This is a genomic window from Streptomyces huasconensis (genome assembly GCF_021028635.1).
In the GTDB taxonomy this organism is placed as follows: Bacteria; Actinomycetota; Actinomycetes; order Streptomycetales; family Streptomycetaceae; genus Streptomyces; species Streptomyces huasconensis.
This window is the reverse complement of sequence record NZ_CP086119.1, coordinates 431,873-458,248: the sequence shown is the minus strand read 5'-3', so window position 1 is coordinate 458,248 and position 26,376 is coordinate 431,873. Positions and strand designations below refer to the sequence as shown.

General features: G+C 72.3%; 32 protein-coding genes and 1 riboswitch. Of the genes, 14 read left to right on the top strand and 18 right to left on the bottom strand.

Annotated elements, in window-relative coordinates; translation table 11 throughout:
• Window positions 1-9: 9 nt before the first annotated feature.
• Window positions 10-372 carry a VOC family protein gene (locus J2N69_RS02030; RefSeq protein ID WP_230899152.1) on the top strand — a complete coding sequence of 121 codons (363 nt, stop codon included), beginning with the start codon at window positions 10-12 and terminating at the stop codon, window positions 370-372.
• 24 nt (window positions 373-396) lie between these two features.
• Here the strand turns inward: J2N69_RS02030 and J2N69_RS02025 are convergent, their stop codons facing one another.
• The 4 genes from J2N69_RS02025 to bioB all read right to left on the bottom strand — a co-directional run bounded on the left by J2N69_RS02025 (window position 397) and on the right by bioB (window position 4,854).
• Window positions 397-1,086, bottom strand: coding sequence for a class I SAM-dependent methyltransferase (locus J2N69_RS02025; RefSeq protein ID WP_408056660.1), 690 nt, complete (start codon window positions 1,084-1,086; stop codon window positions 397-399).
• 598 nt (window positions 1,087-1,684) lie between these two features.
• Window positions 1,685-2,419: a dethiobiotin synthase gene (gene bioD, locus J2N69_RS02020; RefSeq protein ID WP_230899151.1), complete on the bottom strand. Its 735-nt coding sequence runs from the start codon at window positions 2,417-2,419 to the stop codon at window positions 1,685-1,687.
• Between the two features lies 1 nt (window position 2,420).
• Window positions 2,421-3,701 (bottom strand): adenosylmethionine--8-amino-7-oxononanoate transaminase, encoded by a 1,281-nt coding sequence (locus J2N69_RS02015; protein ID WP_230899150.1) that lies wholly within the window; start codon window positions 3,699-3,701, stop codon window positions 2,421-2,423.
• Window positions 3,694-4,854: a biotin synthase BioB gene (gene bioB / locus J2N69_RS02010; protein WP_230899149.1), complete on the bottom strand. Its 1,161-nt coding sequence runs from the start codon at window positions 4,852-4,854 to the stop codon at window positions 3,694-3,696. The genes J2N69_RS02015 and bioB overlap by 8 nt, the downstream gene beginning before the upstream one ends.
• A 120-nt stretch (window positions 4,855-4,974) precedes the next feature.
• On the opposite strand from bioB, the gene J2N69_RS02005 reads away from it, so the two are divergent.
• Entirely contained in the window at window positions 4,975-6,156 is a 1,182-nt protein-coding gene (locus tag J2N69_RS02005) for an 8-amino-7-oxononanoate synthase (protein ID WP_230899148.1), read from the top strand.
• A gap of 6 nt (window positions 6,157-6,162) precedes the next feature.
• Here the strand turns inward: J2N69_RS02005 and J2N69_RS02000 are convergent, their stop codons facing one another.
• Together J2N69_RS02000 and J2N69_RS01995 are read right to left on the bottom strand one after the other, a co-directional pair.
• Window positions 6,163-6,396: a DUF397 domain-containing protein gene (locus tag J2N69_RS02000; RefSeq protein ID WP_230899147.1), complete on the bottom strand. Its 234-nt coding sequence runs from the start codon at window positions 6,394-6,396 to the stop codon at window positions 6,163-6,165.
• Window positions 6,397-6,405: 9 nt separating this feature from the next.
• A complete protein-coding gene (locus J2N69_RS01995) occupies window positions 6,406-7,272 on the bottom strand; it encodes a helix-turn-helix domain-containing protein (RefSeq protein ID WP_230899146.1) in 867 nt (288 codons plus the stop codon).
• Window positions 7,273-7,545: 273 nt separating this feature from the next.
• Here J2N69_RS01995 and J2N69_RS01990 point away from each other — a divergent pair, with 273 nt between their 5' ends.
• Complete coding sequence (locus J2N69_RS01990) at window positions 7,546-7,986, top strand: ATP-binding protein (RefSeq protein WP_127913140.1); 441 nt, start codon at window positions 7,546-7,548, stop codon at window positions 7,984-7,986.
• A 28-nt stretch (window positions 7,987-8,014) separates the two neighbouring features.
• Here J2N69_RS01990 and J2N69_RS01985 read toward each other — a convergent pair whose 3' ends face one another.
• Window positions 8,015-8,932, bottom strand: coding sequence for a LysR family transcriptional regulator (locus tag J2N69_RS01985; protein WP_230899145.1), 918 nt, complete (start codon window positions 8,930-8,932; stop codon window positions 8,015-8,017).
• A gap of 154 nt (window positions 8,933-9,086) precedes the next feature.
• Here J2N69_RS01985 and J2N69_RS01980 point away from each other — a divergent pair, with 154 nt between their 5' ends.
• Window positions 9,087-9,704 carry a LysE family translocator gene (locus J2N69_RS01980; RefSeq protein ID WP_230899144.1) on the top strand — a complete coding sequence of 206 codons (618 nt, stop codon included), beginning with the start codon at window positions 9,087-9,089 and terminating at the stop codon, window positions 9,702-9,704.
• A gap of 150 nt (window positions 9,705-9,854) precedes the next feature.
• Here J2N69_RS01980 and J2N69_RS01975 read toward each other — a convergent pair whose 3' ends face one another.
• From J2N69_RS01975 to J2N69_RS01960, 4 genes are all read right to left on the bottom strand, one after another.
• A complete protein-coding gene (locus J2N69_RS01975; RefSeq protein ID WP_127912890.1) occupies window positions 9,855-10,328 on the bottom strand; it encodes a C40 family peptidase in 474 nt (157 codons plus the stop codon).
• A gap of 3 nt (window positions 10,329-10,331) precedes the next feature.
• A riboswitch (cyclic di-AMP (ydaO/yuaA leader) is annotated at window positions 10,332-10,499 on the bottom strand.
• Between the two features lie 402 nt (window positions 10,500-10,901).
• Entirely contained in the window at window positions 10,902-11,210 is a 309-nt protein-coding gene (locus J2N69_RS01970) for a hypothetical protein (protein WP_230899143.1), read from the bottom strand.
• Window positions 11,211-11,217: 7 nt separating this feature from the next.
• Window positions 11,218-11,853 (bottom strand): ATP-dependent Clp protease proteolytic subunit, encoded by a 636-nt coding sequence (locus J2N69_RS01965; RefSeq protein ID WP_230899142.1) that lies wholly within the window; start codon window positions 11,851-11,853, stop codon window positions 11,218-11,220.
• Window positions 11,854-11,965: 112 nt separating this feature from the next.
• A complete protein-coding gene (locus J2N69_RS01960; protein WP_230899141.1) occupies window positions 11,966-12,367 on the bottom strand; it encodes a RidA family protein in 402 nt (133 codons plus the stop codon).
• 103 nt (window positions 12,368-12,470) lie between these two features.
• Here J2N69_RS01960 and J2N69_RS01955 point away from each other — a divergent pair, with 103 nt between their 5' ends.
• Complete coding sequence (locus tag J2N69_RS01955; RefSeq protein ID WP_127911550.1) at window positions 12,471-12,854, top strand: winged helix-turn-helix transcriptional regulator; 384 nt, start codon at window positions 12,471-12,473, stop codon at window positions 12,852-12,854.
• A 41-nt stretch (window positions 12,855-12,895) separates the two neighbouring features.
• Here J2N69_RS01955 and J2N69_RS01950 read toward each other — a convergent pair whose 3' ends face one another.
• Window positions 12,896-13,105, bottom strand: coding sequence for a cytidine/deoxycytidylate deaminase family protein (locus tag J2N69_RS01950; protein ID WP_230899140.1), 210 nt, complete (start codon window positions 13,103-13,105; stop codon window positions 12,896-12,898).
• A gap of 107 nt (window positions 13,106-13,212) precedes the next feature.
• Here J2N69_RS01950 and J2N69_RS01945 point away from each other — a divergent pair, with 107 nt between their 5' ends.
• The 7 genes from J2N69_RS01945 (at window position 13,213) to J2N69_RS01910 (ending at window position 18,652) form a co-directional block, all read left to right on the top strand.
• Window positions 13,213-13,506, top strand: a complete 294-nt coding sequence (locus J2N69_RS01945; protein ID WP_230899139.1) for a type II toxin-antitoxin system Phd/YefM family antitoxin — start codon at window positions 13,213-13,215, stop codon at window positions 13,504-13,506.
• Window positions 13,507-13,969: 463 nt separating this feature from the next.
• On the top strand, window positions 13,970-14,272 hold the full coding sequence (locus J2N69_RS01935) for an urease subunit gamma (protein ID WP_230899138.1): 303 nt from the start codon (window positions 13,970-13,972) through the stop codon (window positions 14,270-14,272).
• Between the two features lie 16 nt (window positions 14,273-14,288).
• Window positions 14,289-14,633: an urease subunit beta gene (locus tag J2N69_RS01930; RefSeq protein WP_230899137.1), complete on the top strand. Its 345-nt coding sequence runs from the start codon at window positions 14,289-14,291 to the stop codon at window positions 14,631-14,633.
• Window positions 14,626-16,347, top strand: coding sequence for an urease subunit alpha (locus J2N69_RS01925; RefSeq protein WP_230899136.1), 1,722 nt, complete (start codon window positions 14,626-14,628; stop codon window positions 16,345-16,347). The genes J2N69_RS01930 and J2N69_RS01925 overlap by 8 nt, the downstream gene beginning before the upstream one ends.
• A gap of 29 nt (window positions 16,348-16,376) precedes the next feature.
• On the top strand, window positions 16,377-17,051 hold the full coding sequence (locus tag J2N69_RS01920) for an urease accessory protein UreF (RefSeq protein ID WP_230899135.1): 675 nt from the start codon (window positions 16,377-16,379) through the stop codon (window positions 17,049-17,051).
• A 51-nt stretch (window positions 17,052-17,102) separates the two neighbouring features.
• Window positions 17,103-17,786: an urease accessory protein UreG gene (gene ureG / locus J2N69_RS01915; RefSeq protein ID WP_230899134.1), complete on the top strand. Its 684-nt coding sequence runs from the start codon at window positions 17,103-17,105 to the stop codon at window positions 17,784-17,786.
• Window positions 17,768-18,652, top strand: a complete 885-nt coding sequence (locus tag J2N69_RS01910; RefSeq protein WP_230899133.1) for an urease accessory protein UreD — start codon at window positions 17,768-17,770, stop codon at window positions 18,650-18,652. The genes ureG and J2N69_RS01910 overlap by 19 nt, the downstream gene beginning before the upstream one ends.
• Window positions 18,653-18,654: 2 nt before the next feature.
• On the opposite strand, the gene J2N69_RS01905 is transcribed toward J2N69_RS01910, so the two are convergent.
• Window positions 18,655-19,452, bottom strand: coding sequence for an SAM-dependent methyltransferase (locus J2N69_RS01905; protein ID WP_230899132.1), 798 nt, complete (start codon window positions 19,450-19,452; stop codon window positions 18,655-18,657).
• 103 nt (window positions 19,453-19,555) lie between these two features.
• Between J2N69_RS01905 and J2N69_RS01900 the strand changes: the two genes are divergently transcribed.
• Window positions 19,556-20,410, top strand: a complete 855-nt coding sequence (locus J2N69_RS01900) for an endonuclease/exonuclease/phosphatase family protein (protein WP_230899131.1) — start codon at window positions 19,556-19,558, stop codon at window positions 20,408-20,410.
• Window positions 20,411-20,566: 156 nt separating this feature from the next.
• A complete protein-coding gene (locus J2N69_RS01895; protein ID WP_230899130.1) occupies window positions 20,567-21,370 on the top strand; it encodes a restriction endonuclease in 804 nt (267 codons plus the stop codon).
• A 103-nt stretch (window positions 21,371-21,473) separates the two neighbouring features.
• Here the strand turns inward: J2N69_RS01895 and J2N69_RS01890 are convergent, their stop codons facing one another.
• From J2N69_RS01890 to J2N69_RS01870, 5 genes are all read right to left on the bottom strand, one after another.
• Window positions 21,474-22,229, bottom strand: a complete 756-nt coding sequence (locus J2N69_RS01890; RefSeq protein ID WP_230899129.1) for a calcium-binding protein — start codon at window positions 22,227-22,229, stop codon at window positions 21,474-21,476.
• Window positions 22,230-22,376: 147 nt separating this feature from the next.
• Window positions 22,377-23,609, bottom strand: a complete 1,233-nt coding sequence (locus J2N69_RS01885) for a serine hydrolase domain-containing protein (RefSeq protein ID WP_230904536.1) — start codon at window positions 23,607-23,609, stop codon at window positions 22,377-22,379.
• 340 nt (window positions 23,610-23,949) lie between these two features.
• Complete coding sequence (locus J2N69_RS01880; RefSeq protein ID WP_230899128.1) at window positions 23,950-24,408, bottom strand: response regulator transcription factor; 459 nt, start codon at window positions 24,406-24,408, stop codon at window positions 23,950-23,952.
• Window positions 24,409-24,574: 166 nt separating this feature from the next.
• Window positions 24,575-25,654 carry an endonuclease/exonuclease/phosphatase family protein gene (locus J2N69_RS01875; RefSeq protein WP_408056873.1) on the bottom strand — a complete coding sequence of 360 codons (1,080 nt, stop codon included), beginning with the start codon at window positions 25,652-25,654 and terminating at the stop codon, window positions 24,575-24,577.
• A gap of 23 nt (window positions 25,655-25,677) precedes the next feature.
• Window positions 25,678-26,319 (bottom strand): M15 family metallopeptidase, encoded by a 642-nt coding sequence (locus J2N69_RS01870; protein WP_230899126.1) that lies wholly within the window; start codon window positions 26,317-26,319, stop codon window positions 25,678-25,680.
• Window positions 26,320-26,376 lie beyond the last annotated feature (57 nt).

Genomic DNA, 26,376 nt, shown 5'->3' with positions numbered 1-26,376 from the left:
GGAGATCCCATGCCCGCCGCCGTCCAGCCGATCCTCGTCACCCCGAATGTCGACCGCCTCCACGCCTTCTACCGCGACCTGCTCGGCGCCGAAGCGGTGGAGCGGTATCCGCAGGACGGCGCGGTCTTCTTCGTGGAACTGCGGATCGGGGACGCGGGGCTCGGCATCGTCGCGAACACGGAGGTCGAGACCGGCACGCCGGGACGGGTGCTCCTGAGCGTCGCGGTGGACGCCGTCGACGACGTGCTGCGCCGCGTCGAGCCGCTGAGCGGCACGGCGCCGGGCGAGCCGAACGACATGCCGTGGGGACAGCGCGTCGCCCACATCAAGGACCCCGACGGCAACGCCGTCAACCTGACCCAGGCGATCTGACGACAGACCCACGCCTCCCGGGCGTCACGGGGCGCCCGGGAGACGTGCCGTACCGATCACGCAGTACGAGGTGGGCAGCCGCGGCCCCTTCGCGGGCACCAGGACCCGGCGGTACGAGCCGATTTCGAACCCCGCCTCGCGCAGCGCGCCCAGCGTGTCCCGCGCGACGTGGCAGCCACCGAACAGCGGGGGCCACACCGTGCGGTCCAGTACGCGCTGCGTGGCCGCCATCAGGGTGCCCGGGGCCCGGCCGTGCTCGAAGAAGCGCAGCTCGCCGCCGGGCCGCAGGACCCTGCGCAGCTCGCCCAGCGCCCGCGGCACATCGCGCACGCTGCACAGCACGAGCGAGGCGACGGCCGCGTCGAACGCCTCGCTCTTGACGGGCAGCGCCTCGGCGGCGCCCGGCACCACGTCGACGGGAACCTCCGCGCGCAGGGCGGCGGACCGGGCCAGCTTCCGCAGGAGGCGCTCCGGTTCGATCGCCGCGACTTCGCTGACCGTGCCCGGATAGTGCGCGAAGTTCAGCCCGTTGCCCGCGCCGATCTCGATCACCCGGCCGGAGAGCCCGGCGAGGAGTTCCTTGCGGTGGCCGGCGAGCAGAGGCTCGACGGCCACGCTCTGACGTGCGTAGAAGCGGGCGAAGACGGGGTGGTGCACGGCGTCGCGGGACGCCGGCCCGGCTGCTCGTGGACGCGGGCGCGGCAGAGGTGACACGGTCCCTCCTCGGCGAGGTGAGCGGATACGGCAATGGTGCCCCGGTGGGAGGGATTCCCCTCCTGCCTACGGCGACGGGTCGCGCCGGGGAGGGAGCGGGGCGGTGGGGTGGGCCGTGCACCGCCCTGCCCGCCCTGCGATGGCTCAGGGCGCCAACGGCGCCGGTGCCTCGCGCCGCATGAAGACGCCCGCGTCCCATGTATCACCCAGCGCCGGACCGGACCAGCTTCCGGCTGCCGTGCGGAAGGCGGGCCGGGCGGATGGTGCCCCGCCTCGCTCTGCCTGCCCCACGACGCCTCAGCGCGCCAGCGGCGCTGGTGCCTCCCGTCGCGTGAAGAGGTCCGCGTCCCACGTGCCGCCCATAGCGCCGGACCGGGCCGGCCTCCGGTCGCCGCGCGGAACGAGGGCCGGGTGGACCGTGCGCCGCCACCCTGCCCGCCCCGCGACGCCTCAGCGCGTCAACGGCCCCGATACCTCGCGCCGCGTGAGAACCCCCGCGTCCCGCGTCCCGCCCAGCGCCGGACCGAGCCAGCCCCCGGCCGTCGCGCGAACGCGGGGCGGGGGTGGGCCATGCACCGCCCACCCCCGCCCCGACCCCTCAGCGCCCCACCGGCCCCGGTGCCTCCCGGCGCGTGAAGACGGCCGCGTCCCACGTGCCGCTCAGCGCCGAGCCCAACCAGCCCCCGGCCGCCGCGCGGAACGTGGGGCCGTCCAGGGCGCCGGCGCCCTCCGGGATCGCGCCCAGGAGGTCCGCCTCCGCCGACTTCGGAAGGTCCGCCAGGTTGCAGCGCGAGGCGAGGTCGGGGGCGGTCGGCCAGCTGCCGATGGCGACGCCCAGCTGCCGTACGCCGCGGGCCCGCAGCGCCTCCGACGACAGTGCCGTCGTGTTGAGCGTGCCGAGGCCCGCCGACGCGACCAGCAGGACGGGGGCGTCCAGGAGCCGCGCCGCGTCGGCGAGCGTGCCGCCCTCCTCGTCGAAGCGGACGAGCAGTCCGCCCGCCCCCTCGACGAGGACCAGGTCGTGCTCCGTGGCCAGCTTTGCGGCGGCTTCGGCCACGTCGGAGGGGCGGACCGGCGTCATCCCGGCCCGCCGTGCCGCCGTGTCCGGCGCCAGCGGCTCCGGGAAGCGGGCGAGTTCGAGCGTGGTGACACCCTCGCCCGCCAGCCTCCGCACCTCCTGCGCGTCCCCCGGCTCGCCGGGCGCGACCCCGGTCTGCGCGGGCTTGAGCATGGCGACGCTGCGCCCTCTCGCCAGGGCGACCGCGGCCACCGCGGCCGTTGTCACCGTCTTGCCGATCTCCGTGCCCGTCCCGGACACCACGATCACCGTCATGTCAGCCCTCCCTCGCCGCCGCGGAGACCGCGCGCGCGATCCGCGCCAGGTCCTCGTCGCCCGTGATGAACGGCGGCATCGTGTAGATCAGATCCCGGAACGGCCGCAGCCAGACGCCCTCGCGCACCGCCGCCCGCGTCGCCGCGGCCATGTCCACCGGGTGGTCCAGCTGGACCACGCCGATCGCCCCGAGGACGCGGACATCCCGTACGGACGGCAGGGCCGCCGCCTCCGCCAGACCCTCGCGCAGGCCCGTCTCGATGCGTTTGACCTCGGTCTGCCAGTCCTGTCCGAGCAGCAGGTCGATCGAGGCGCCCGCCACCGCCGCGGCCAGCGGGTTGCCCATGAACGTCGGTCCGTGGGCGAGGACCGGGACCTCGCCGCGCGAGATGCCGTCCGCGACCCGCGCCGTGCACAGCGTCGCCGCCATCGTCAGATAGCCGCCGGTCAGGGCCTTGCCGACGCACATCACATCGGGCGTGACGCCCGCGTGGTCCGCCGCGAACAGCGCGCCCGTACGGCCGAAGCCCGTCGCGATCTCGTCGAACACCAGGAGCACGTCGTGCGCGTCGCACGCCTCGCGGAGCACGCGCAGATAGGCGGGGGAGTGGAACCGCATCCCGCCGGCGCCCTGCACCACCGGCTCCACGATCACGGCGGCCAGTTCCCCCGCGTGCCGCTCGATCAGCTCGCGCAGCTGATCCGCGTACGTCTCCTCGTACGCGTCCGGCGGCGCGTCCGCGAACACCTGCTGCGGCAGGACCCCCTGCCACAGCTCGTGCATGCCGCCCACGGGATCGCACACGGACATCGGCTGCCAGGTGTCGCCGTGGTAACCGCCGCGCCAGGTCAGCATCCGCCGCTTCTCGGGGCGGCCCAGCGAACGCCAGTGCTGGAGGCACATCTTCACCGCGACCTCGACCGAGACCGAGCCCGAGTCGGTGAGGAAGACATGCTCCAGACCTTCAGGAGACATGTCGACAAGGCGCTTCGCCAGCGCCACGGCGGGCTCGTGCGTCAGCCCGCCGAACATCACGTGGCTCATCCGGTCGAGCTGGCCGCGCACCGCCTCGTTCAGCACCGGGTGGTTGTAGCCGTGGATCGCGGACCACCACGACGACATGCCGTCGATCAGCTCGCCCGCACCGCCCGCGAGCCGCAGCCGCACCCCGCTCGCCGACTCCACGACCAGCGGCTCCTGGCGCCCCGGCATCGGGCCGTAGGGGTGCCACACATGGCGACGGTCCAATTCGATGAGGTCGCTGAGGGGAAGCTCAGGCATTGGGCGCGAGGTCCGTTCCCGCGCCCCGGCGGCGTACCGCCACCAGATCCGTGCGCGCCTCGTCCGCCTTCGCCGCGGGCTCGCCCGACCCGCAGGGACCGCATCCTCCCCCGTCGGGCGCGCCGCAGGCCGCGGCGGCGTCCGCGTTCACCCGGTGCGCGGGCAGCGTCACCTGGTCCGTGCCCTCGACCTCGAAGCCGGCGTCCGCGATCATCTCCAGGTCCGCCTTGCCCGCCTGGCCCTCGCTGGTGAGGTAGTCACCGAGGAAGATCGAGTTGGCGATGTTCAGGGCGAGCGGCTGCATCGAGCGCAAGTGGACCTCGCGCCCGCCCGCGATGCGCACCTCGATGTCCGGGCAGACGAAGCGCACCATGGCGAGAATCCGCAGGCAGCGCTGCGGGGTGAGGTTCCACTCCTTGGCCAGCGGCGTGCCCTCGAAGGGGATCAGGAAGTTCACCGGCACCGAGTCCGGGTCCAGCTCGCGCAGCGAGAAGACCACGTCGACCAGGTCCTCGTCGCTCTCGCCCATGCCCGCGATCAGCCCCGAGCAGGCGGAGAGCCCCGCCGCGTGCGCCTTGCGCACCGTGTCCACGCGGTCGGCGTAGGTGTGCGTCTTGGTGATGTCGGCGTACGTCGCCTCGGAGGTGTTGAGGTTGTGGTTGTACGCGTCGGCGCCCGCACCCCGCAGCCGCTCCGCCTGGCCGTCCGTGAGCAGGCCGAGGCAGGCGCACACCTCGACGCCCTCGTTCTGCTCCTTGACCGCCGCGATGGTCTGCGCCACCCGGTCCACGTCACGGTCGGTGGGCCCGCGGCCGCTGGCCACCAGGCAGACCCGCTTGGCGCCGCCCGCGACACCGGCCGCCGCGGCCTGCGACGCCTCGTCGGGCTTGAGCCACGTGTACTTGAGGATCTCGGCCTTCGAGCCGAGCCGCTGCGAACAGTACGAACAGTCCTCCGGGCACAGGCCCGACTTGAGGTTGACCAGATAGTTGAGTTTCACCCGTCGCCCGAACCACTGCCGCCGCACCTTCCCGGCGGCGGCCACAACGTCCAGGAGATCGTCGTCGGACGTGGCCAGCACGGCCAGCGCCTCTTCACGGGTCGGCAGCTCGCGCCGAAGCCCCTTGTCCACCAGCGTGTTCAGCAGATCCATGGCGCTGATCCTTACGTACGGCAGCCTCCCCGGCCAAGGAGAGTTCGCACAACAGAAACGGTTTGAGGTGTGGGTATTGCCACACCCTGGCCAGGTGGCACGGCGGCTAGGGTCTGTGCAATGTCTACAAACAGGCACCCCGTGACGGGCGCGCCGCGCGCGCCGTTCGACTGGCTCGACGAGCAGGCCGGGCTCCGCGCCGACGCCGGCCTCGTCCGCACCCTGCGCCCGCGCCCCGCCGACGCGGGCGGCCTCCTGGACCTGGCGAGCAACGACTACCTGGGGCTGACCCGGCACCCGGAGGTCACCGAGGGCGCCGCCGCGGCGGCCCGCAGGTGGGGCGGCGGCGCCACCGGCTCCCGGCTCGTCACCGGCTCCACGGAACTCCACGCCGAGCTGGAACGGGAACTCGCCGACTTCTGCGGTTTCGAGGCGGCGCTCGTGTTCTCCTCCGGCTACGCGGCGAACCTCGCGGCGGTCACCGCGCTCGCCCCGCACGGCTCGCTGATCGTCTCCGACGCGGGCAACCACGCGTCGCTGATCGACGGCTGCCGCCTCGCGCGCGCCGCGACCCAGGTGGTGCCGCACAGCGACCCCGACGCGGTCCGCAAGACGCTGGCCGCCCACGACGGTCGCGAGGGCCCCGCCGTCCTGGTGTCCGACTCGGTGTTCTCGGTCGACGGCGACGCCGCGCCACTGTCCGAACTGGCGCACGTATGCCGGGAGTTCGGAGCGGGCCTGATCATCGACGACGCGCACGGCCTCGGTGTCCTCGGCGACGGCGGCCGGGGCGCGCCGCACGCCGCGGGACTCGCGGGAGCGGCCGACACGGTGGTCACGCTCACCCTCTCGAAGTCCTTCGGCAGCCAGGGCGGCGCCGTGCTCGGCCCCGCCAAGGTCATCGACCACCTGGTGAACGCGGCGCGTACGTTCATCTTCGACACGGGGCTCGCCCCCGCCGCGGCCGGCGCCGCGCTCGCGGCCCTGCGGCTGCTGCGCCGTGAACCCGAACGGGCCGCTCGGGCCCGCAAAGTCGCCGCCGAACTGCACCGCCGCCTCACGGCCGAAGGGCTGTCGGCGGTACGTCCCGACGCCGCCGTCGTCTCCGTGCGCGCCCCGGCACCGGAGGCGGCCGTGCGCTGGGCCGCCGACTGCCGGGGCGCGGGCCTCGCGGTCGGCTGCTTCCGCCCGCCATCGGTGCCGGACGGCATCTCGCGGCTGCGGCTGACCGCCCGCGCGGATCTCACCGACGACCAGATCGCCGACGCCGTACGAGTGATCAGCCGCACCGCACCCCGCTGACCGCGGTCAGCGGAGGCTGTCGACGAACGTCTCCCAGGGGGCGGGGGAGAAGAGCAGGGTGGGCCCCGCGGTGTTCTTCGAGTCGCGCACGGCCAGCAGGCGGGCCGTCGCGCCGGAGTGGAGCGTGTCGAGCGTGGCGGTCTCGACGCAGTTGTTCATTCCGTTGCTGCGGCTGCTGCGCCGCCACCGCGCGCCCTGAAGAGTGGTGCTGGAAGGTACGTGCCGAGGCGGTGCGGTCATGGTGCCTCCTTACGCGCCGTCGCTGAGCCCGGCGATGAAAGCCTCTGATTCCTCGGGTGAAAGCGCCTGTTCCTGAAGGGAGTTGAAGGCCTCCACGTAGGCCTGGAGGTCTTCTTTCCGTTCGAGATAGAGGCTACTCGTCAAGTGGTCAAGAACGACCAGATCCAGATCAGCAATGGTCGGAAATGACAAAATAACGAAAGGCCCGATGAGGCCCACATGCTCTCCGCAGGAGAAGGGGAGCACCTGAAGTCGCACCTGGGGCAACCGCGTCACCTCCCGTAACCGTGCGAGCTGTTGTGCGAAGACCTGCGGCCCGCCGACCGAACGGCGCAAAACCGCCTCGTCCAGGACCACGCTCAGCCGCAGTGGAGGCTCCGCGCGCAGTACGTCCTGGCGGGCGAGCCGGACCTCCACCAGCGCGTCGACCTGCTCGTCGGGGAGCCCGGCGACCGCGGCCCGCGTGATGGCGCGCGCGTACGCGGGGGTCTGGAGCAGCCCCGGGACCACCGAGGTCTCCAGGGTGCGCAACCAACTCGCCTGGGCCTCCAGGCTGATGAAGTCGCGGTAGGCGGCGGGCAGCAGGTCGCGGTAGGCCTTCCACCAGTGGTGGCGCCCCGAGGCGCCGGTGTCGTCGGCGCCCGCCAGCGCCACGAGCAACTCGCCGAGGTGGGGGTCCCGCACCTCGTACGCGTCCAGCAGGAGGCGCACGTCCGTGGCCTTCACGCCGCTGCGGCCCGTCTCGATCCGGCTCACCTTCGACTGGTGCCAGCCGACCCTGGCGGCGGCCTGGCTGCTGGTGAGTCCCGCGCGGCCGCGCAGCGCGCGCAGTTCGGCGCCGAGCCGGCGGCGGCGCACCGCGGGGCCGTACTGCATGTCCGTCTCCTTCCGGACCGAGCCGTCGCGTCTCCCGGCGGCAGAGCGGGGGACAGGGGCGACAGTAGAGGAAGCGGCGTCTGCGCGCCCAAATACGGTCGGTCGTGGCAGAGTTCACCGCTTCGAGCGACAGATATATGCACATCTCGGTGGATCGCCACCCGTGACCGGCAAAGGAGTGGGAGGCTGGCGCGAAGCACCAGTCCGGGGCCGTCCTCGAGTCATCCGCTCCGAGTCGGAGACCGACCCCGGTGGGAAAGGGACAGCGTCGCCATGGCAGATCATCAGGAAGCATCCGTCACTCTGCCGAGCGATCCCGCCTCGGTCTCGGCCGCGCGCGCGTACGTGGCGCACGTCCTCACGGAATGGGGCCTGCCGGGCGAGGCCGAGGTGGCGGACTCGATCAGACTCATCGTCTCCGAACTCGCCACCAACGCCGTGCAGCACACCAAAGGGCAGTCGCCCACCTTCACGGTGGACGTCCGGCTCGACCGGGACGAGCGGCTGCGGATCGGCGTCACCGACAGCCACCCACGCCATCCGCGGCGGCTGCCGGCCGCCGTCCAGCAGGACAACGGCCGCGGCATGGTCATCATCCGCTGGCTGGCCGTCGAATGCGGCGGCAAGCTCTCCGTCAGCCCCACGGCGGAGGGCGGCAAGACCGTGTGGATCTCCCTGCCCTGGACGGTGCCCGTCCAGCAGGGGCACCGCTGACGTCGCGCCCCTGGCCCTCCCGGCCGGCTCAGCCCGCGGCCGCCGAGCGCCCGAACGCCCCGCGCAGCAGCGCCCGGAAGGAATCCGCCGCGGGGTTCGACTCGTCGGTGCGGTACGCGACCGAGATCGTCCGCCGCAGGTCGCCGGGGTCGAGGAGCCGCATGCCGACCGGTGTCGAGGCGGTGCGCGCCACCATCTCCGGTACCACGGCCACGCCGAGCCCCGCGCTGACCAGGGCGCAGACCAAGGCGTAGCCGGGCGTGTCGACCACGACGGCGGGCGCCGCCCCGGCCTCGGCGAGGGCGCGCTCCACGGCCTGCCGGGGCGGGTGATCGGGCGCCATGCTGATCACCGGCTGACCGGTCAGCCCGGTGAGCGGCAGCCGTGACGTGCCGCTGGTGAGGGCGTGCCCCGGCTGGGTCACCAGGACCAGTTCCTCCACCAGGACGGGCTCGGCCGACACCGCGGCGGGCAGCGGCACCGGGTCGGCGGGCTCGTACGTATGGGTGAGGGCGAGGTCGACCGCGCCCTCCGCCACGGCCGCGACACCGGACGGTGGTTCGCGGTCCGTCACGGTCAGACCCACCTCCGGATGGGCCCTGCGGAACGCCGACAGGACGGGCGGCAGCAGGTGGATGCCCGCCGTCTGGAAGGTGCCGAGGCGCAGCCTCCCGCCCGAGAGCCCGGCGAGCCGCGCCAGTTCGTGCCGGGCCCGCTCCATCTCGTCGAGCACCCGGCGGGCGTGCCCCGCCAGCAGCTCGCCCGCGCCCGTCAGCCGGGCCCCGCGGTGATGGCGCACCAGAAGCGCGGCGCCCGCCTCCCGCTCCAGCTTGGCCAGCTGCTGGGAGAGCGCGGGGACGGTGTAGCCGAGGCGCTCGGCGGCGCGGGTGATCGAACCGGCCTCGGAGACGGCGATCAGGGCGGCGAGCCGCGTGGGGTCGTACATACGGATCTCCCGTCGGCGGCGCGCGCTTCGGCAGGGCCGGGCGTAGGGCCGGGCACAGGACCGGGCGCGTAGGGTCGGGCTAAACGGATGCTTAAGGCAGACCCAGGATATTCCACATACCTGCTGAAGGCTCGCGCCCGGCAGGCTGGGCGGCATGGACGCACAACTGGTCGCCTTCACGGGCGTCGCCGCGGGCATCGTCGCCCTGCCGGGCGCCGACTTCACCGTCGTCGTACGCAACGCCCTCTCCTCACGCAGGGCGGGAGTCGCCTGCGCGGTCGGTGTCGTCGCGGGGCTGCTGGTGCACACAGCGCTGGCGGTCGCGGGCGTCGCGGCGGTCCTCACGGCCGTGCCCGCGCTGTTCGGGGCGCTGCAGATCGTCGGCGGCGCCTATGTGCTGTATCTCGCCTGGCGCGCAGTGCGCTCCGCGACGCGGCCGCGGCCGTCCACGGGCCACGAGCCGATGGAGCGGGGCGGCGGTCTGCGGGAGGGCTTCCTCACCAACGCGCTGAACCCGAAGGCGTCCCTCACGTTCCTCAGTGTGCTGCCGCAGTTCGTGCCGGACGGCAGCCCGGCGATGCCGAGGACGCTGCTGCTCGCGGGCGTCGTCGTGGCGCTCGCCCTGCTGTGGTTCCCGGTCGTGGCCCTCACGGTGGACCGGCTCGGCAGGTGGCTGCGCAGGCCGCGCGCCGCACGGGCCGTCGAAGCCGTCACCGGCGCCGCGCTCGGCGCGCTGGGCCTGGCGCTGCTCCTCGCACCCCTGCGGACGTGAGGGTGCCCCCTCACGCGGAGGGGGCGGCCTCTCGTCGCGCGGCCCCGCCCGCCGTGCCGGACGCACTGCGGACGGTGCCGGGCGTGTGCCCGGCCGGGCGCGGTATGCGGGTCCACGGACCCCCGCGGCCGGCCGGGCGCGGCAGGCGGGCTAGCGGACCCGGCCGTACCAGACGCTCTTGCTCCAGATCTTGTCCTTGCGTACCACGGTCCCCCTCTTCGGTGCGTGCCAGATGCGGCCGTCACCCGCGTAGATCCCGACGTGGTAGACGTTGCGGCCCGAGTGGAAGAACACCAGGTCACCGCGGGCCCGCTGGGACTTGGCGATGTGCCGCGTCTTGTTGTACTGCGCGGCGGCCGTGCGCGGCAGCTTCTTGCCCGTGCGCTTGTACGAGTACAGCGTCAGGCCCGAGCAGTCGAAGCGGTGGGGTCCCACCGCTCCATAGCTGTACGGGGAGCCCTTCTTGGACGCCGCGATCTTGAGCGCTTTCGTTCCGTGGGTGGCTGCCTCGGCTTCCGACGTGAGCCCGGGGGCCATGACGGTGCCGCCCACAACGGCGAGGGTGAGGGCCGAGACGGCCCCGGTCCTGCCGAGCAGCGACGGAACGTGATTCAGCGCGGTCATGCGTAACCCTTCGTCAGCCGCCTGTGAAGGATGACCTGTCGGGTTCGGGCAGGCGAAGATGCCCGGCCGCGTCATGCTCTGCGGCTTCACCCCAAGGGCGTCGTCCGGACTCTCCGGACGGGCCCGCCTTGATTGGGTCCTCCACTCCTGCCGATGCACCGATGTCGACCGGTCATCCGGGCGGCGGCAGGACTCGGCGTCCGCCCGGATCGCCCCGCCGCTGTGGCGGAGGCATGTCGTCGGAAGGGATCTTGACCCGAAAACAGCTCGAAAACCGAGTCGAAACGACGTTTTGTGAGGCTACTCACGACTGACCTGTTCGGGTGGACGCTGCCGAATTCGACCTTCCGCGGCCGTGTCTGACGACGGTTCGACCAGCACTGGAACGATCCATTCCGCTCTCGTCGTAGGTGTTTCGCGCAACTCCCGGCCGCGTGATAAGGGAGTCCCAAATACGCCAACTGAGGTAGCCCATCTGGTCCGTTTCGAAACGGAACCGGACGTTCTACCGAACGGAACGCGTCGTTCAGCGGGTGGCCGCCTCCCGCGGGCGGGAGGCCGTCGGCGGGCGGTTCACCGGCCCGCCGACGGCGGCACGCCCACCCGCCCGGCCCGCCGCTCGCCGTCCAGGACGCGCAGCGCCCGGGCGAGCGTGGCGGCGTGGACCTCGTTCTCGCCGCGCTGATGCATGAGGGTCAGCGCGTCCCGCAGGGCCGTCGCCCGGCCGACCAGGGCCTGTGCGGCGCGCAGACCGCCGTAGGTGTGCTCGGTGCGGGCGGGGTTGATCCGGCCGAGCAGGTCGACGACTTCCAGGTAACGGTCGATCAGCTCGGCCTCCGCGCGGGTCAGAGCGGGCAGCGGGGGCAGCTCGGGTGGCAGCATCCGCGGGTCACCTCGTCCCGTGCGTGCCGGACGAGGTCTTGCGGCTCGCGACGATCCGGTCCACGAGCCCGTACTCCACGGCGGCCCGGGCGTCGAGGATCTTGTCCCGCTCGATGTCGGCGGTGATCCGCTCACGGCTCTGTCCCGTGTGCCGCGCGAGCAGTTCTTCGAGGAGTTCCCGGGTCCGCGCGATCTCGTCGGCCTGGATCGCCAGATCGCTGGCCTGCCCCTGGATCGGCTCGGAGAAGGAGGGTTGGTGGATCAGGACCCGGGCCCCGGGCAGTGCGTACCGCTTGCCGGGGGTGCCGGCCGCCAGCAGGACGGCGGCGGCCGAGGCGGCCTGGCCGAGACAGATCGTCTCCACGTCGCAGCTGACGAACCGGATCGTGTCGTAGAGGGCGGTCATCGCGCTGAACGAGCCACCGGGGGAGTTGATGTACAGCGAGATGTCACGGTCCGGCGCGAGGTACTCCAGATGCATGAACTGCGCCATCACGTCGTTCGCCGACGTGTCGTCAACAGGCGTGCCGAGAAAGACGATCCGCTCTTCGAGCAGCCGGGAGTACGGGTCCATGGTCCGCGTCCCCGAGCTGGTGCGCTCGGTGAACTCGGGCAGGACATGACGGGCGGACGGACGGTACATGGCACGCCTCTCTTGTACGGGTCGACGGACGAGACCAGCTCCGTCAAAAATGTACAGGACGTACGTTCGGTGCGTGAGGGGATGCCCAGGTCCACCTGCGAGGCGAGTGCGATCAGGCGGGCAGCCGCATGTCGACGACGAAGCTGATCTCGACGACCTGGCCGGGGAAGGTCAGGTCGGTGACGCCGACGACCGTGCTGGCGGGACGGTGGCCGCCGAAATAGGCCAGGTTGCCTTCGGCTGCCGCCGTGGCGTACTGCCGAAGGTCCACCACATACAGGTTCTGGGAGACGACCTGGCGCCGGGTGGCGCCGTAATGGCCCAGGATCTTGTCCAGGTTGGTGTACGTCGCCTGGAGCTGGGCGGTGAAGTCGTCCGCATAGCGGAAGGCGCCCGCCTCGTCGAGTGAGAGCTGTCCGGAGACGTGGATCAGCTCGCCGGACCTGATCGCCTGCGCGTAGCCGAAGTCGCTCTCGGCCGGAATGCCGTGCTCGAAGACGTCGATGGCTGTCATGGTGTCCGCCCCTCCCTGAGGTGCTCTCTTGTGGTTACCCGGGAACTGTAGGAGAGTGACCGCCGACCTGGAAGAACGCACTTTTCGGTGACTGGGGAACCTGATGGTGACCAAACAACTGCTCAAGGGCCTGCCTGAGGACGCGGACCTCAGGCGCGCGGACTCGCTGGCGCGGGAGATCTTCTCGGACGTCGCCAACAAGTGGGCGCTCCTGATCATCGAGGCGCTCGGTGACGGCACGCTGCGCTTCAGCGCCCTGCGGGACGAGGTCGAGGGCATCAGCCACAAGATGCTCACGCAGAACCTGCGCATGCTGGAGCGCAACGGCCTCGTGGAGCGGAAGGTGCACCCGACCGTGCCGCCCCGCGTCGAGTACACCCTCACCGACGCCGGCCGCGGTCTGCGTGCCACGGTCGACGCCATGTGTGAATGGACCCACCGCCACCTCGGTCACATCGAGGCGTCGCGCCGCCACTTCGACGCCTGAGAGCGGTGTCCGGGGGCGCTGCCCCGGCCCGGCGTCCGGCGTCACGGCCCGGCCTCCGCGATCCTCGGCAGAGCGAGCCGGCCGGGCGGGGCGGTCGCTTCCTCCCTGCGGTTGCGCCCGCAGGCCACCACCGTTCCGTCGGCGTCGAGCAACGCGGCTCCGACGGGCCGGCTGCCCGCCCCGAACGCCTCCCACGCCACGGCGAAGGGCAGGCACCAGACCGCCGGCAGCACTGTTCCGGCATCAGGCATGCGCCGATTCTGCCCCGCCGACAGGCCGAGACAGGGCGCCGCGGCGATGCGCCCGTACGCCATCGCGCCACGGCTCACCTCGCGGAACAGCCACTAAGCTGGGCGGCATGGCCTACGAGATTCCGGTGACGCAAGCCCGGGCAGAGCTCGCCGAGCTGATCAACCGCGTCGTCTACGGCGGCGAGCGGGTCGTCGTCACGCGCCACGGCAAGCCGCTCGTGGCGCTGGTCTCCGCCGCCGACCTGGAGCGCCTGGAGGCGCTCGCCGAAGCCGCGCAGGCCCCGGAGGAGCAGACGATCAGCACCGTGACCTCCATCGGTTCCGCGCCGCCCGCCGGGACCGGTTCGCAGCACCGGAGGTTCGGCATCGCGGCCGAGCACCGCGGGCCCGACGCCACCTAGTCGAGCCCTCGACGCCTGGAGGACCAACTGGCCGAGGGTGCGGCCCGGTTCGGGCGGCAGTCGCGGTGCGGAGGTCACGCCGGAGAACGAGTTGCCGAGCGGCGCCATGGTCAGAGCGCCGCCCCCCAGGTGCCGGTGACAACACCCGGCCAACCCCGGGCAAGCGCGGCCGCCACGACACCGACGCGCACAGCCGCCACGACCAGCGCCCCCACGCTCCAAGAGGGCCTCGCGGCAGTGCTGGGTATGGCGCAGACCAGTTGACGGTCATGGGTCGGTCAACGGCTGGTTAACCTCGTTGAAACTCCTTCCAACTACCCTCCCGTGCCACGCCACCAGGGGTTTTCGTAACCAGGGTGCGCACGATCGCGCGCATTCGCTGTGTGTTACATCTATACCCGCCGCGGTGGCCGCGGCAGCCGGACCCCGAACGGTTCGGAGCGAGGACTGTGAGGTGGGACGCGTGCAACTGACCCCGCACGAGCAGGAGAGACTGCTCATCCATGTGGCCGCGGACGTGGCCGAGAAGCGAAGGGCGCGGGGTCTGCTGCTCAACCACCCCGAGGCGGTCGCCCTCATCACCTCCCACATCCTGGAAGGCGCCCGGGACGGCCGTACGGTCGCCGAGCTGATGTCGTCGGGGCGCAAGGTGCTCACCCGGGACGACGTCATGGCGGGCATCCCCGAGATGATCCACGACGTCCAGGTGGAGGCCACCTTCCCGGACGGCACGAAGCTCGTCACCGTCCACGACCCGATCGTCTGACGGGAGTCCGCGCCTCATGCATGCCGCCACGCACGGCACAGGTCAGGGACTCGTCCCCGGCGAGATCCTCTTCGCCGACGAGCCCATCCGCTTCAACGAGGGCCGCGAGGCCACCCGCCTCACCGTCCTCAACGCCGCCGACCGCCCCGTCCAGGTCGGCTCCCACTACCACTTCGCCGAGGCCAACCCGGGTCTGGACTTCGACCGCGCCGCCGCGCACGGAAAGCGGCTCAACATCGCCGCCGGAACCGCCGTGCGCTTCGAGCCCGGCATCCCCGTCGACGTCGAACTCGTTCCACTCGCCGGCAAGCGCGTCGTGCCCGGCCTGCGCGGCGAGACCGGAGGTGCCCTCGATGCCTGAGCTGTCCCGTGCCGCGTACGCCGACCTGTTCGGCCCGACGACCGGCGACCGCATCCGGCTCGCCGACACCGACCTGCTGATCGAGATCGAGGAGGACCGCGCGGGCGGCCCCGGCCGCTCCGGCGACGAGTCCGTGTTCGGCGGCGGCAAGGTCATCCGCGAGTCGATGGGCCAGTCCCGCGCCACGCGCGCCGAAGGGGCCCCCGACACCGTCATCACGGGCGCGGTGATCATCGACCACTGGGGGATCGTCAAGGCCGACGTCGGCATCCGTGACGGCCGCGTCACCGGCATCGGCAAGTCCGGCAACCCGGACACCATGGACGACGTCCACCCCGACCTCGTCATCGGACCCGAGACCGAGGTCATCGCGGGCAACGGCAAGATCCTCACCGCGGGCGGCATCGACACCCACATCCACTTCATCTCGCCGACCATCGTCGACGAGGCCCTCGCCTCCGGCGTCACCACGCTCTTCGGCGGTGGCACGGGCCCCGCCGAGGGCAGCAAGGCGACCACGATCACTCCGGGCGCCTGGCACCTGTCGCGGATGTTCGCGGCCATGGAGTCCAGCCCCGTCAACATCGGCTTCCTCGGCAAGGGCAACACCGTCTCCGCCGAGTCGATGCACGCCCAGCTCCGCGCCGGCGCCGTCAGTTTCAAGATCCACGAGGACTGGGGCGCGACACCCGCCGTCATCGACGCCTGTCTGAACGTGTGCGAGGAGACCGGCGCCCAACTCGCCGTCCACACCGACACGTTGAACGAAGCCGGCTTCGTCCAGGCGACCTTCGACGCGGTCGCGGGCCGCACCCTGCACGCCTTCCACGTCGAGGGCGCGGGCGGCGGCCACGCCCCCGACATGATCACCGCCGTCTCGCTGCCCAACATGCTGCCCAGCTCCACCAACCCGACCCGGCCGCACACCGTCAACACCGTCGAGGAGCACCTCGACATGCTGATGGTCTGCCACCACCTCAACCCCGCCGTCCCCGAGGACCTCGCCTTCGCCGAGTCCCGCATCCGGCCCACGACGATCGGCGCGGAGGACATCCTCCACGACCTCGGCGCCATCTCGATCATGTCCTCGGACTCCCAGGCCATGGGCCGCATCGGCGAGGTCATCATGCGTACGTGGCAGACCGCGCACGTGATGAAGCGGCGCCGCGGCTTCCTGCCGGGGGACACCCGCGCCGACAACCACCGCGCCCGTCGCTATGTCGCCAAGTACACGATCAACGCGGCCGTCGCGCAGGGCATCGACCACGAGGTCGGCTCGGTCGAGTCCGGCAAACTCGCCGACCTCGTGCTGTGGGACCCGGCGTTCTTCGGCGTCAAGCCACAGCTCGTCCTCAAGGGCGGACAGATCGCGTACGCGCAGATGGGCGACGCCAACGCCTCCATCCCGACCCCGCAGCCGGTCCTGCCGCGCCGCATGTACGGTGCGCACGGCCGGGCGCCCGGCCGCAACTCGGTCAACTTCGTGACCCAGTCCGCCCTGGACGACGGCCTCCCGGAACGCCTCGGCCTGGAGAAGCAGTTCCTGGCCATCCGCTCCACGCGCGGCCGCTCCAAGGCGGACATGCGCGAGAACGACGCGCTGCCCCGCGTGGAGGTCGCCCCCGACAGCTTCGCCGTCACCATCGACGGCGAACTCGTCGAACCGTCACCCGCCGCCGAACTGCCGCTCGCCCAGCGGTACTTCCTCTTCTGACGGCCTCGGCCGACTCTGGCGACGATCACATGTCACGCGCAGCACTCCTCGTCCTGGCCGACGGCCGCTTCCCCGCCGGCGGGCACGCCCACTCCGGCGGGGCCGAAGCGGCCGTCAAAGCCGGCCGGATCACCGGGGCCGCGAGCCTGGAGGCCTTCTGCCGGGGGCGGCTCCAGACCACCGGCCTGGTGACGGCGGCCCTCGCGGCGGCCGCCGCACTCGGCGTGGACCCGGCCGCCCTGGATGAGGCGGCCGACGCCCGCACCCCCTCGCCCGCCCTGCGGACAGCGGCGCGGCGGCTCGGGCGGCAGCTGATGCGCGCCGCCCGAGCCACCTGGCCGCATCCCGAACTCGACGCCCTGGCGCGGCAGTTCCCCAAGGGCGCCCATCAGCCGGTCGTCCTCGGACTCACCGCCCGCGCCGCCGGCCTCGGGCCCGACGACGCCGCGTACTGCTCGGCGTACGAAGGAGTCAGCGGCCCGGCGACCGCCACGGTCCGGTTGCTGAGCCTCGACCCCTTCGACGCCACGGCGGTCCTTGCGCGGCTCGCCCCCGATCTCGACCGGGTCGCGCGGGACGCGGCCGCGGCGGCGGTACGGGCCGCAACCGAAGGCGTCGACGCGCTGCCCGCGGCCTCGGCCCCGCTCCTGGAGGTCGGGGCGGAGGCGCACGCGGCCTGGCCCGTGCGGCTGTTCGCGTCGTAGGGCAGTACACCGTCCCGGGGCATCGCCCCCACACCCATCCTTGGAGCCCTCATGCACCTCGACCACTCCCACGACGGTCCCGCCGCGGTCAGCGCCGACGCCATCCGCCCCGACGGACGCCGCCGGGCGCTGCGCATCGGACTCGGCGGGCCCGTCGGCTCCGGCAAGACCGCGACCGTCGCCGCCCTGTGCCGCGCACTGCGCGACCAGCTGTCCCTGGCCGTCGTCACCAACGACATCTACACCCGCGAGGACGCGGAGTTCCTGCTCCGCGAGGCCGTCCTGCCGCCGGAGCGGATCACCGCCGTGGAGACCGGCGCCTGCCCGCACACCGCGATCCGCGACGACATCTCCGCCAACCTGGAGGCCGTGGAGGACCTGGAGGACGAGGTCGGGCCGCTCGACCTGATCCTCGTCGAGTCCGGCGGCGACAACCTCACCGCCACCTTCTCCAAGGGACTCATCGACGCGCAGATCTTCGTCATCGACGTCGCGGGCGGCGACGACATCCCGCGCAAGGGCGGCCCCGGCGTCACCACGGCCGACCTCCTCGTCATCAACAAGACCGACCTCGCCCCGTACGTCGGCTCCGACCTCGCCCGGATGGCCGCGGACGCCAAGGCGCAGCGCGCCGAACTCCCGGTGATCTTCCAGTCGTTGCGTTCCGACGAGGGCGTCGGGCCGGTCGCCGCCTGGGTGCGTGAGCAGTACGCCGCATGGACCGCGTCGGCGTGACGGTCGATCTCGCTCCGCAGGGCGACACGCAAGGCCTGCACGGCACTGGCAGTGAGCAGGGCCTCCCGGCCGGCGTGCGAGGCCTCCGGAGCGGCGCGGCGCCGGGCGGTGGTGCCGGACTGCGGGCCACCGCCCGCATCGAGGCCCGCGCCGACGGCCGCGGCGGCACCGCCCTGCCCGTACTCGACGGCGAGGGCCCGCTCGCCCCGCGCCGCACCCGCTCGACCGGCCCGGCGGCACGTGTCACGCTGGTCGGCGCGATGAGCGGCCCCCTCGGCGGCGACCACCTCGCCGTCGAGGCCACCGCGCAGGCCGGGTCCGCGCTGCACATCGCCACGGCCGCGGCCACGCTCGCCCTGCCGGGCCAGACCGGGGAGCCGGCGCGCTACGACGTACGCCTCGCCGTGGCCGAGGACGCCGAACTGCACTGGCTGCCGGAGCAGTTGATCTCCGTACGCGACAGTGAGCTGCGGGTCACGACGCGCGCGGACCTCGCCGCGGGGGCCCGGCTGGTGCTGCGCGAGGAGCAGGTGCTCGGCCGGACCGGCGAGGCTTCCGGCCGTCTGACCAGCCGGCTCACCGTGCGCCGCGCGGGCACGCTCCTGCTCGACCAGGAACTGTCGTGCGGCCCCGGGGCCCCCGGCGGCTGGGACGGCCCCGCGGTCCTCGCAGGACACCGCGCCGTCGGGCAACTCGTCGTCGTACGGCCGGAGTTCGGGCAGGACAAACCCCGGGCCGCGCCGCTCGGGGAGTGGGCGGCTCTGACACCGCTGGCCGGACCCGGCGTCCTGGTCACCGCCGTCGCCCCGGACGCCCTGCGGGTACGCCGCACGCTGGACGCGGCCCTGCGCGATCTCCTCGGGTGACGTCAGGGCACCCGCGCCACGCCGACCCAGCCGGCCCGCATGGTCAACGAGCCCGGCATGGCCGCGTCCGGCTTCCACCGCGGCCACGGGACGAAGCCGGGATCGACGAGTTCGAGGCCGTCGAAGAGGGAGACCGTCTGCTCGGGGCCGCGCAGGATGTAGGGAATGGCACCGGAGTTGTTGTACTCCTCCTGCACGCTGCGGTGCAGTTCGTCGTCGGCGTCGGAGTGGGTCAACGAGGCGTAGCTGCCCGAAGGGAGACCGGACACCAGACCGCGCACCAGGGTCAGCACGTCCTCCCAGGGGTCGATGTGGCCCAGCACGTCGTTGATGACGAGACCGACGGGCTGGGACATGTCCAGCGTCTTCGCCGCGCCCCGCAGAATCGTGTCGGTGTCGCGCATGTCCGCCAGTACGTAGTCGGTCGCGCCCTCAGGGGAGCTCTGGAGAAGCGTGTCGACGTGCATGAGGACGATCGGGTCGTGGTCCACATAGACCACCCGGCTGTCCGGCGCGACGCGCTGCGCGATCTCGTGGGTGTTGTTGGCCGTGGGCAGTCCGGCACCCACGTCCAGGAACTGCGTGACGCCTTGCCGCGCCATCCAGGTCACCGAGCGGCGCAGTACGTCGCGGGACTCCCGGGCCATCGGGACGATCAGGGGGAATTTCTCCTTGTAGGCGTCACCGGCCTTCTGGTCGGCCTCGTAATGGTCCTTGCCGCCCAGCCAGTAGTTCCACACACGTGCGCTGTGCGGGAGGGACGTGTCTATGTCGTGGAGGTCTGCCGGTTCACTGCTCACTGAGAAGTGCCTCTCTCGATACCGGGGGCGGGGAACACATTGTGCCGAACCTCGTGTGGGGAGGCCGTCATGTGATGCGATGTGTCTCCACTCCGAGGAGGCGATGGTGACCGGAACAGGCACGCGGTGGCTCGCGGGCGCCCTGATCGTGTGCTTCATGACGCTCGTCGGCCCCAGCGCGCCGAAGGGAACACTCTTCGCCAGGCCGCTGCCCGCAGGCGCCCCCGACGACGTCGTGCCGAACCGGGTCATGACGTGGAACATCTGCAACCCCTGCAACGAAAGCGGGCAGAACATCGGCCGGGCGGCGGACATCGCCACGTACGCGCCCCAGGTCATCGGCCTGCAAGAAGCCTGCGTGCGGGACGTCGAGCGGATTCGGGACCACCTGGAGTACCAGTACGGGCTCGTCTACCACGTGAAGTACGGCTCCGTCCTGCGCAGTTGGAGCCGCTGCGGAGGCCTGCCGTGGCGGCCGGGGGGCTTCGGCCAGGCCATCCTGTCGGCGGCACCGATGACGGACCCGGTCAGCGTGGAATACCCCGACGGCGGTTCCGAGGACCGCGGGTACATGGCGGTCACCACCACGGTGGACGGCCGGCCCGTCCGGGTCTTCAACACCCACCTCGCCCAACGACGCCAGGAAGCGTTTCGCGCGAAGCAGGCCAAGGTGCTCGCCGCGGCCGTCGCCCGGCACGACCGCGCGATCGTCCTCGGCGACTTCAACGCCGTGCCGGACGCCCCGGAACTGGCCGAAATGTGGGCGCTCGCCACGGACGCCGATCCCCAGTGCCGCGCCTCGGGCACCGGCACCTGCGAGGTGACCACCGACTGGTACAGCAAGTTCGACTACATCTTCCTGCGGGGCATCGCCCCGGTCGGACACGAGGTGCGCCTCACGCGGTACTCGGACCACAACCTGTTCCACGCCGACGTGGAGCTGACCGACCCGGCGTAGGCGGGAGAGGTCCGCGCCCGCCGTCTCCGGCGGCGATCTTTTGAGGACGGAGATCCAGGGCACGCGGAGATCAAGTGATCTTCACACCGCGTGGTCCCTGTGGCCCCGGGGTCCCTGGAGCCCGTACGCCAGTAGTCCTCCTCAGGAAGGGGCGGAATGACCGTACCCTCGCGCCCGGCGCCCCGTGTGGCCGGCGAACGGCGCTTCGACCGCTTCGACCTGCGCGCGAACGCCCTGTTCTTCGTCCTGCTCGCGATCATCCTGTGCGTCATGGCGTTCCTGGTCCGCACCGCGGCGGACATCGTCGAGAGCCGACCGCTGTGGGCCGGCGTACTCGTCGTGGTGGCGCTCGCGACCGTCCCGCTGGGCCGGTCCAGGTGGCGCCGCTTCTCCGCGGCCCGGTACGCGCGGCGCGCCGCCGAGGTGCTGGAGGAAGCGGCGGAGCAGGCTTCCGAGAGCCTCGGCGCGGCGGAGGCGGAGGAGCGGGCGGTGCGCCACGGCGAGGAGTCGACCGCCGTCCTCGCTCCACCCCTGGCCCCCGACGCCGCCTACGACTGCGACCACGACTACGCCGCGCTCGACGCCGACGGCTTCGAAGAGGCCATAGCGCAACTCTGCTCCCGGGACGCGTGCCAGGCCGTCGAAGTCGTCGGAGGGGCCTGCGATTTGGGCGCGGACGTCCTGGCGGTGACCGCGGATGGGCGGCGGGTCGTCATCCAGTGCAAGCGCTACGGCGAGGGCAACAGGGTCGGCTCACAGGATCTGCAGCGCTTCGGCGGGACCTGCTTCACCGTCCACGAGGCCGACGTGGCCGCACTCGTCACGACGAGCGACTTCACCGCTCCCGCCCTGGAGTACGCGCAGCAGTGCGGCATCGTCTGCGTCAACGGCGAGGAACTGGAAGCCTGGCGCGACGGCACGGGCCCCAGCCCCTGGGAGCGGATGGGCGTCGAGGCCTGACAGGCACCCGCGGACCGGCGGCCGCCCTTCCGCAACGCGAACGGCAGGTGTGGACGGGGACGTCCACACCTGCCGAGAGGTGGCGAGAGCTACGCGCCGGTGATCAGCGCACGTCGACGTAGTCGCCGGTGGCCTTGACCGCGCCGGTCGTCGAGTTGCCGGCGAAGTTCCAGCGGAAGTAGCCGTCGTTGGCGGCCTTGACCGTGGTCTTCAGGTTGCCCTTGGTGTCGGACTTCACGGTCTTGACGGCCGTGTAGGCCGAGGTTCCCTTCTTCTTGAACTCCAGCTTCACGGACTGGTTGGTGTAGCCCGCGTACTTGTGGGTCTCCCAGTTGGCGCGGGTCAGCGCGCCGGTGATGGTGAGCGTCTTGCCCTTCGTGACCGGCTCCGGCGAGGCGTTCGCCGTCAGCTTGGCGAGGCGCTGCACCTTAAAGGCTCCGGCCTTCTGCACCCAGATGGTGTCGATGTCGTTCGCCGTCACCAACGCGTCGACGTACCAGCCACCGGCCGGGCTGTTGTCGTAGAAGTCGGTGTCGGGGTCGAGCGTGAACTTCGCGGTGCACGTCGAGGTCGTCGCGCTCGACGCCTCGCACGTGGGCGCCCCCGTCGGCAGGGCCACCGCGGAGTTCGGGCCGTACAGCGTGATGTCGGCCTCGTCGATGCCCGAGTCGTCCGACGCCGTCACGGAGACCGAGAAGGTCTGCGCGGCGGTGGTGCCCAGCACGATCGGCTTGCCGCCGTTGACGGTGACCTGATCGATGGTCACGTCGCCGGTCGGGGCGGCGAAGGCGCTGGGCGCCGCGAAACCGGTCACGGCCAGGGCCGAGCCGAGCACGGCGATACGGATGCGGTGTCGCATGAATCCCCCCACGGGATGACAGCCGGGCCCCAAGTGGGCGGCCCGGCAGTGTTGTTGTGAACGCAATGACCTTACGTTCTTCACCCCGAGTTCATCATTGTGTCGATCACCACGCGCGTCCCGTACAACTATGTGCCGACCTCGACTTCAGCGGCGCTCGGGCAGGTCCGCCTCGGCCGGCAGGGTGGCGGCCGTGCGCGGCGCCCTGGTCGACGTCGACGACGTGGCGGACGTGGGCTTCTTCCCGCAGAAGGCCGCTTCCAGCGTCCCGCCGAGCGCCGTGTTCGCCGCGCCGCGGTTCGAGGTGTTCGCCATGGCGGAGAGCGAGCGCCCGCCGTCACGGGTGGCGAAGGCGTAGGTGTAGTAGCCCTGGACGGTGCCGGTGTGTCCGTAGACCTGGGTTCCGCACGACAGGTCGTAGCGGCGCAGTCCGAGTCCGTAGAAACGGGTCTGGGTGGTGTCGGTCGGGGTGACCGTGGTCATGGCGTCCAGCATCCGGGGCGAGAGCAGTCTGCCCCGCATCAGCGCGGTCGTGAAGGTGTTCAGGTCGGCCGGGTTGGAGATGACCGCTCCCGCTGTCTGGGCCCAGGAAGCGGTCTGCTCCGTGGAGTCCACGAGCGGTGCCCCCGCCTCGTCGGGGTGGAGGTAGCCGCGCACGTGTGTCCCCGCGATGCGGGCCTGCGGGTGGACGTAGGAGGTGTTCCGCAGGTTCAGCGGCTTGATGATGCGCTGCTCGTACTGCTGGGAGACCGGGGTCCCCGTGGCCTTCTCGATGAGCATGCCGACGACGACGAAGTTGGTGTTGGAGTACTTGTACGCCGCGCCGGGCTCGGTGGTGCGGGGCTCGGCCAGGGAGAGGGCGACCAGCTCCTGGTAGGTGAAGACGCGGTTGCGCACGGCCTCGAAGCCGGGCACGGTCTTGGCGAACATGGCGTCGGTGTAGTCGGCCAGGCCGCTGCGGTGGGTGAGCAGGTGGCGGACCGTGATGCGGTCGTCGGGCAGCAGCCCGGGAAGGTAGCGGTTGACCGGCGCGTCCAGCTCCAGCCGTCCCTCGTCGACCAGTTGGAGCAGTACGACGCTGGAGAACGTCTTGCTGACGCTGCCGATGCGGAAGCGCGCGGTGGTGTCCATGGCAGCGCCGGAGACCCGGTCGCGGACGCCGGCGGTGCGGGTGCGGACCCCGTCGGGGCCGGTGAAGCGGGCCATCGCGCCCGGGGCGCCGTTGGCCATGGCGGCCTTCAGGGCCGCGTTCACCCCGTCCATGTCGGGAGCGGGGACGGCGGGGGCCGAGGGACCCGCGGGGGCTGCTGCCGGGGCCGCGGAGGCCGCGGTGGCGGGGGCGAGAACGCCGGCGAGGGCGGCGATCAGGGTGGCGCTCATGGCCAGACGGCGGTGCGTCAACTGGGGCACGTGGCTTCCTCGTTCTCGACTCAACGGAAAACGGCACACGCGTGCGGTGTGCCGTGCGGGCCCGGAAGGGCGCGCACTGCGTACTGTGCCGGACCTCATGGAGCATGAGGGCCAACGCCTCACATTGGTTCCTGTCACGGGGGCCAATATTTGGTTTCCGACCCCAGCAGCCGACGGGCGCGGCCTGGAAGCGACACTTCCGCCCTCTACCGGGACCTGGTCGGGCACTGGGAGGGCGCCGGGGGAGGAGAGGGCGGGGAGGGCGAGAGGGGCGCGGGGGCCACGGAGGTCTCGGAGGTCCGGGAGGGCTTCACAGCCAGCCCGACCCCCGAGCGATCCTGATCGCGTCGACGCGGTTTCGGGCGGCGACCTTGCGGGTGATTGCCGAGAGGTGGGTGCGGACGGTCCCCACGGACAGTGCCAGGCGGTCGGCGATCTCCCGGGTCGGCGCGCCCTCGGCGGCCAGCCGCAGGACTTCCCGTTCCCATGGCGTCAGCTGGTTCTCCACCGCGTCGAGCACGAGCAGCGCCGGCTCGGGCGCGACGTAGCGCTGACCGTCGACCACCTTGCGGATGCCTTCGAGGAGTCGGTCGGGAGGGCCGTCCTTGCCGATGAGCCCGGGCGGCCGCAGGGCCAGCACCGTGCGCAGTCGTTCGAGCGCCGGTGCCCCGGCCGCCAGGAGCGTCCGGCACTCCGGGAGGCGCTCGCACATCTCGCACGCCGTGGCGAGCGCCTCGTCCTGGTGGCCGTCGACGTCGATGACGACCACAGCGGGCGGTACGACAGGGCTCGCGCGAGGATCAGTCCGTCGCCCCGGGCTCCGCGACGACCTCGATGTCGTCGTCACGTGTCAGGAGGGCGGCGAGTGCTCCGCGCGGCAGCCCCGGTCGTGGTGCCCGCTCAGCCGCCCGCCCCCGTCCCTGCCCCGGCCACGCTCACCAGTCGATCCCGGCCGCCACCGGCAGATGGTCGCTGCCGGTGGCCGGCAGTACCCACGAGCCGACCGGTTCCACGCCGCGGACCAGGACCTGGTCGATCCGTGCCACCGGGAACCTCGCGGGCCAGCTGAAGCCGAAGCCGTCCCCGGCCTCCTCCTGGGCCGAGTCCATGCGCGAGGTGATGCCGGAGAGCGCGCGGTCGTCCACGGTGCCGTTGAGGTCACCGAGCAGGACCACCCGCTCGTTCGGCTCGGCGGCCAGGGCCTCGCCGAGCGCCCGGGCGTTGCGGTCCCGCGACTGCGTCCAGAAGCCGGTCCGGGGATGTACGCGTACGGAGCCCAGGTGGGCCACGTACACCGCCAGCGGGCCCCGGTCGGTGGCCACCGTGGTGCGCAGCGCCCGGGCGTCGGCCAGCTTGGCCTCGGCTGGCTTGGCGTCTCCCAGCGGCCCGACGTCCTGCGCGATGTCGACCGGCTCGGTGTCCGACAGGGGCAACCTGCTCCACAGTCCGACCGTGCCCCGCACCGCGTGGTGCGGGTAGGCCTCGGCCAGAGCCTTCTCGTACACCGGCTTCGCCCGCGTGGTGATCTCCTGCAGCGCCAGCACGTCCGCGCCGGAGGCGGCCAGGTCGCGGGCGGTGCCGGCCGGGTCGGGGTTGTCGGCGCCGACGTTGTGGCTGACCACGGTGAGGTCACCGCCCGACCCGGACCTGTCGCCGAGCAGCCCGCCGAAAAGGCTCAGCCACGCCACGACGGGCAGCAGCAGCGCGACCACCGCGGCGGCGGAGCGGCGCCACAACGCCCCGGCCAGCAGCACCGGCATGAACAGCCCGAACCACGGCAGGAACGTCTCCACCAGGCTGCCGAGACCCCAGCGGTCCGTGATCCGCGCGTGCAGCGCCATGATCAGGCCCAGCACCAGCGCCGACGCCGAGAGCACGCGCCCGCGCTTCCACGCCCCCGGCCGGAAGCCGAGCGTGGACGCCCGGCGGAGAACCGCACGCCAGGCTATGGAGGACCCGGCCCCGCCACGGGCCGCCGCACGCCGGCCGGTCTCCGTCGCCTCCACCCGCACCATCGTCCGTCCTCGCTCACTGCCGGTCACTGCTGCGTCCTCGGGTCCTCGGTGGGGTCGGCGTACATCCGCGGGCAGCCGTGGTCGATCGCCTCGGAGCGCAGTTCGTAGTGCCAGGGTTCGTTCTCGTAGATCTGACACAGGCCGTGGGCGGCGCCGTGCCGGGAGAGCCACGCCCGCGCCTGCGAGCGCCCGAGATCCACCGCGTCCCCCGACACGTGCGGAGACGTCTCCGCGGTGGCCACCCAGCGCGCGGCCTCCTCCTCGGACCCGTACTCGGCCACCGCCTGGCGCAGCAGCCGGTTCTGGTACGCCGGGGAACGCCAGCCGCTGTTGACCGTGAACTCGACCCCGTCCACCGCGGCGGCCCGCGCGGCCCGGCGGAGCGCCGTGAGCAGATCCGGATCGAGGTGGGCGACGGCCGGCAGCGAGTCGTCGAAGACCGTCGTGCCGTCGGGGACGGCCCCGTCGGCCTCGCCGGGCGCACCACGGGGCGCACCGCGTGCCGTGTGCAGGGACGCGGCAGGGGACGCCGAGGTGGACGAGGTGGCCGGCACGAGATGGCCGAGGACCGCGGCGATCACCGCTGTGACGGCCAGGAGGCCGACCACCGCGAGCCACCGGAGCCGCAAGGTACTTGTCCGCGCTGACAGGTGGGTTCGATGCATACCGCCAGCAAAGGCGGCGCCGTGTTGCCCGCCCGTATGCGGTTTTCGATATGCCGA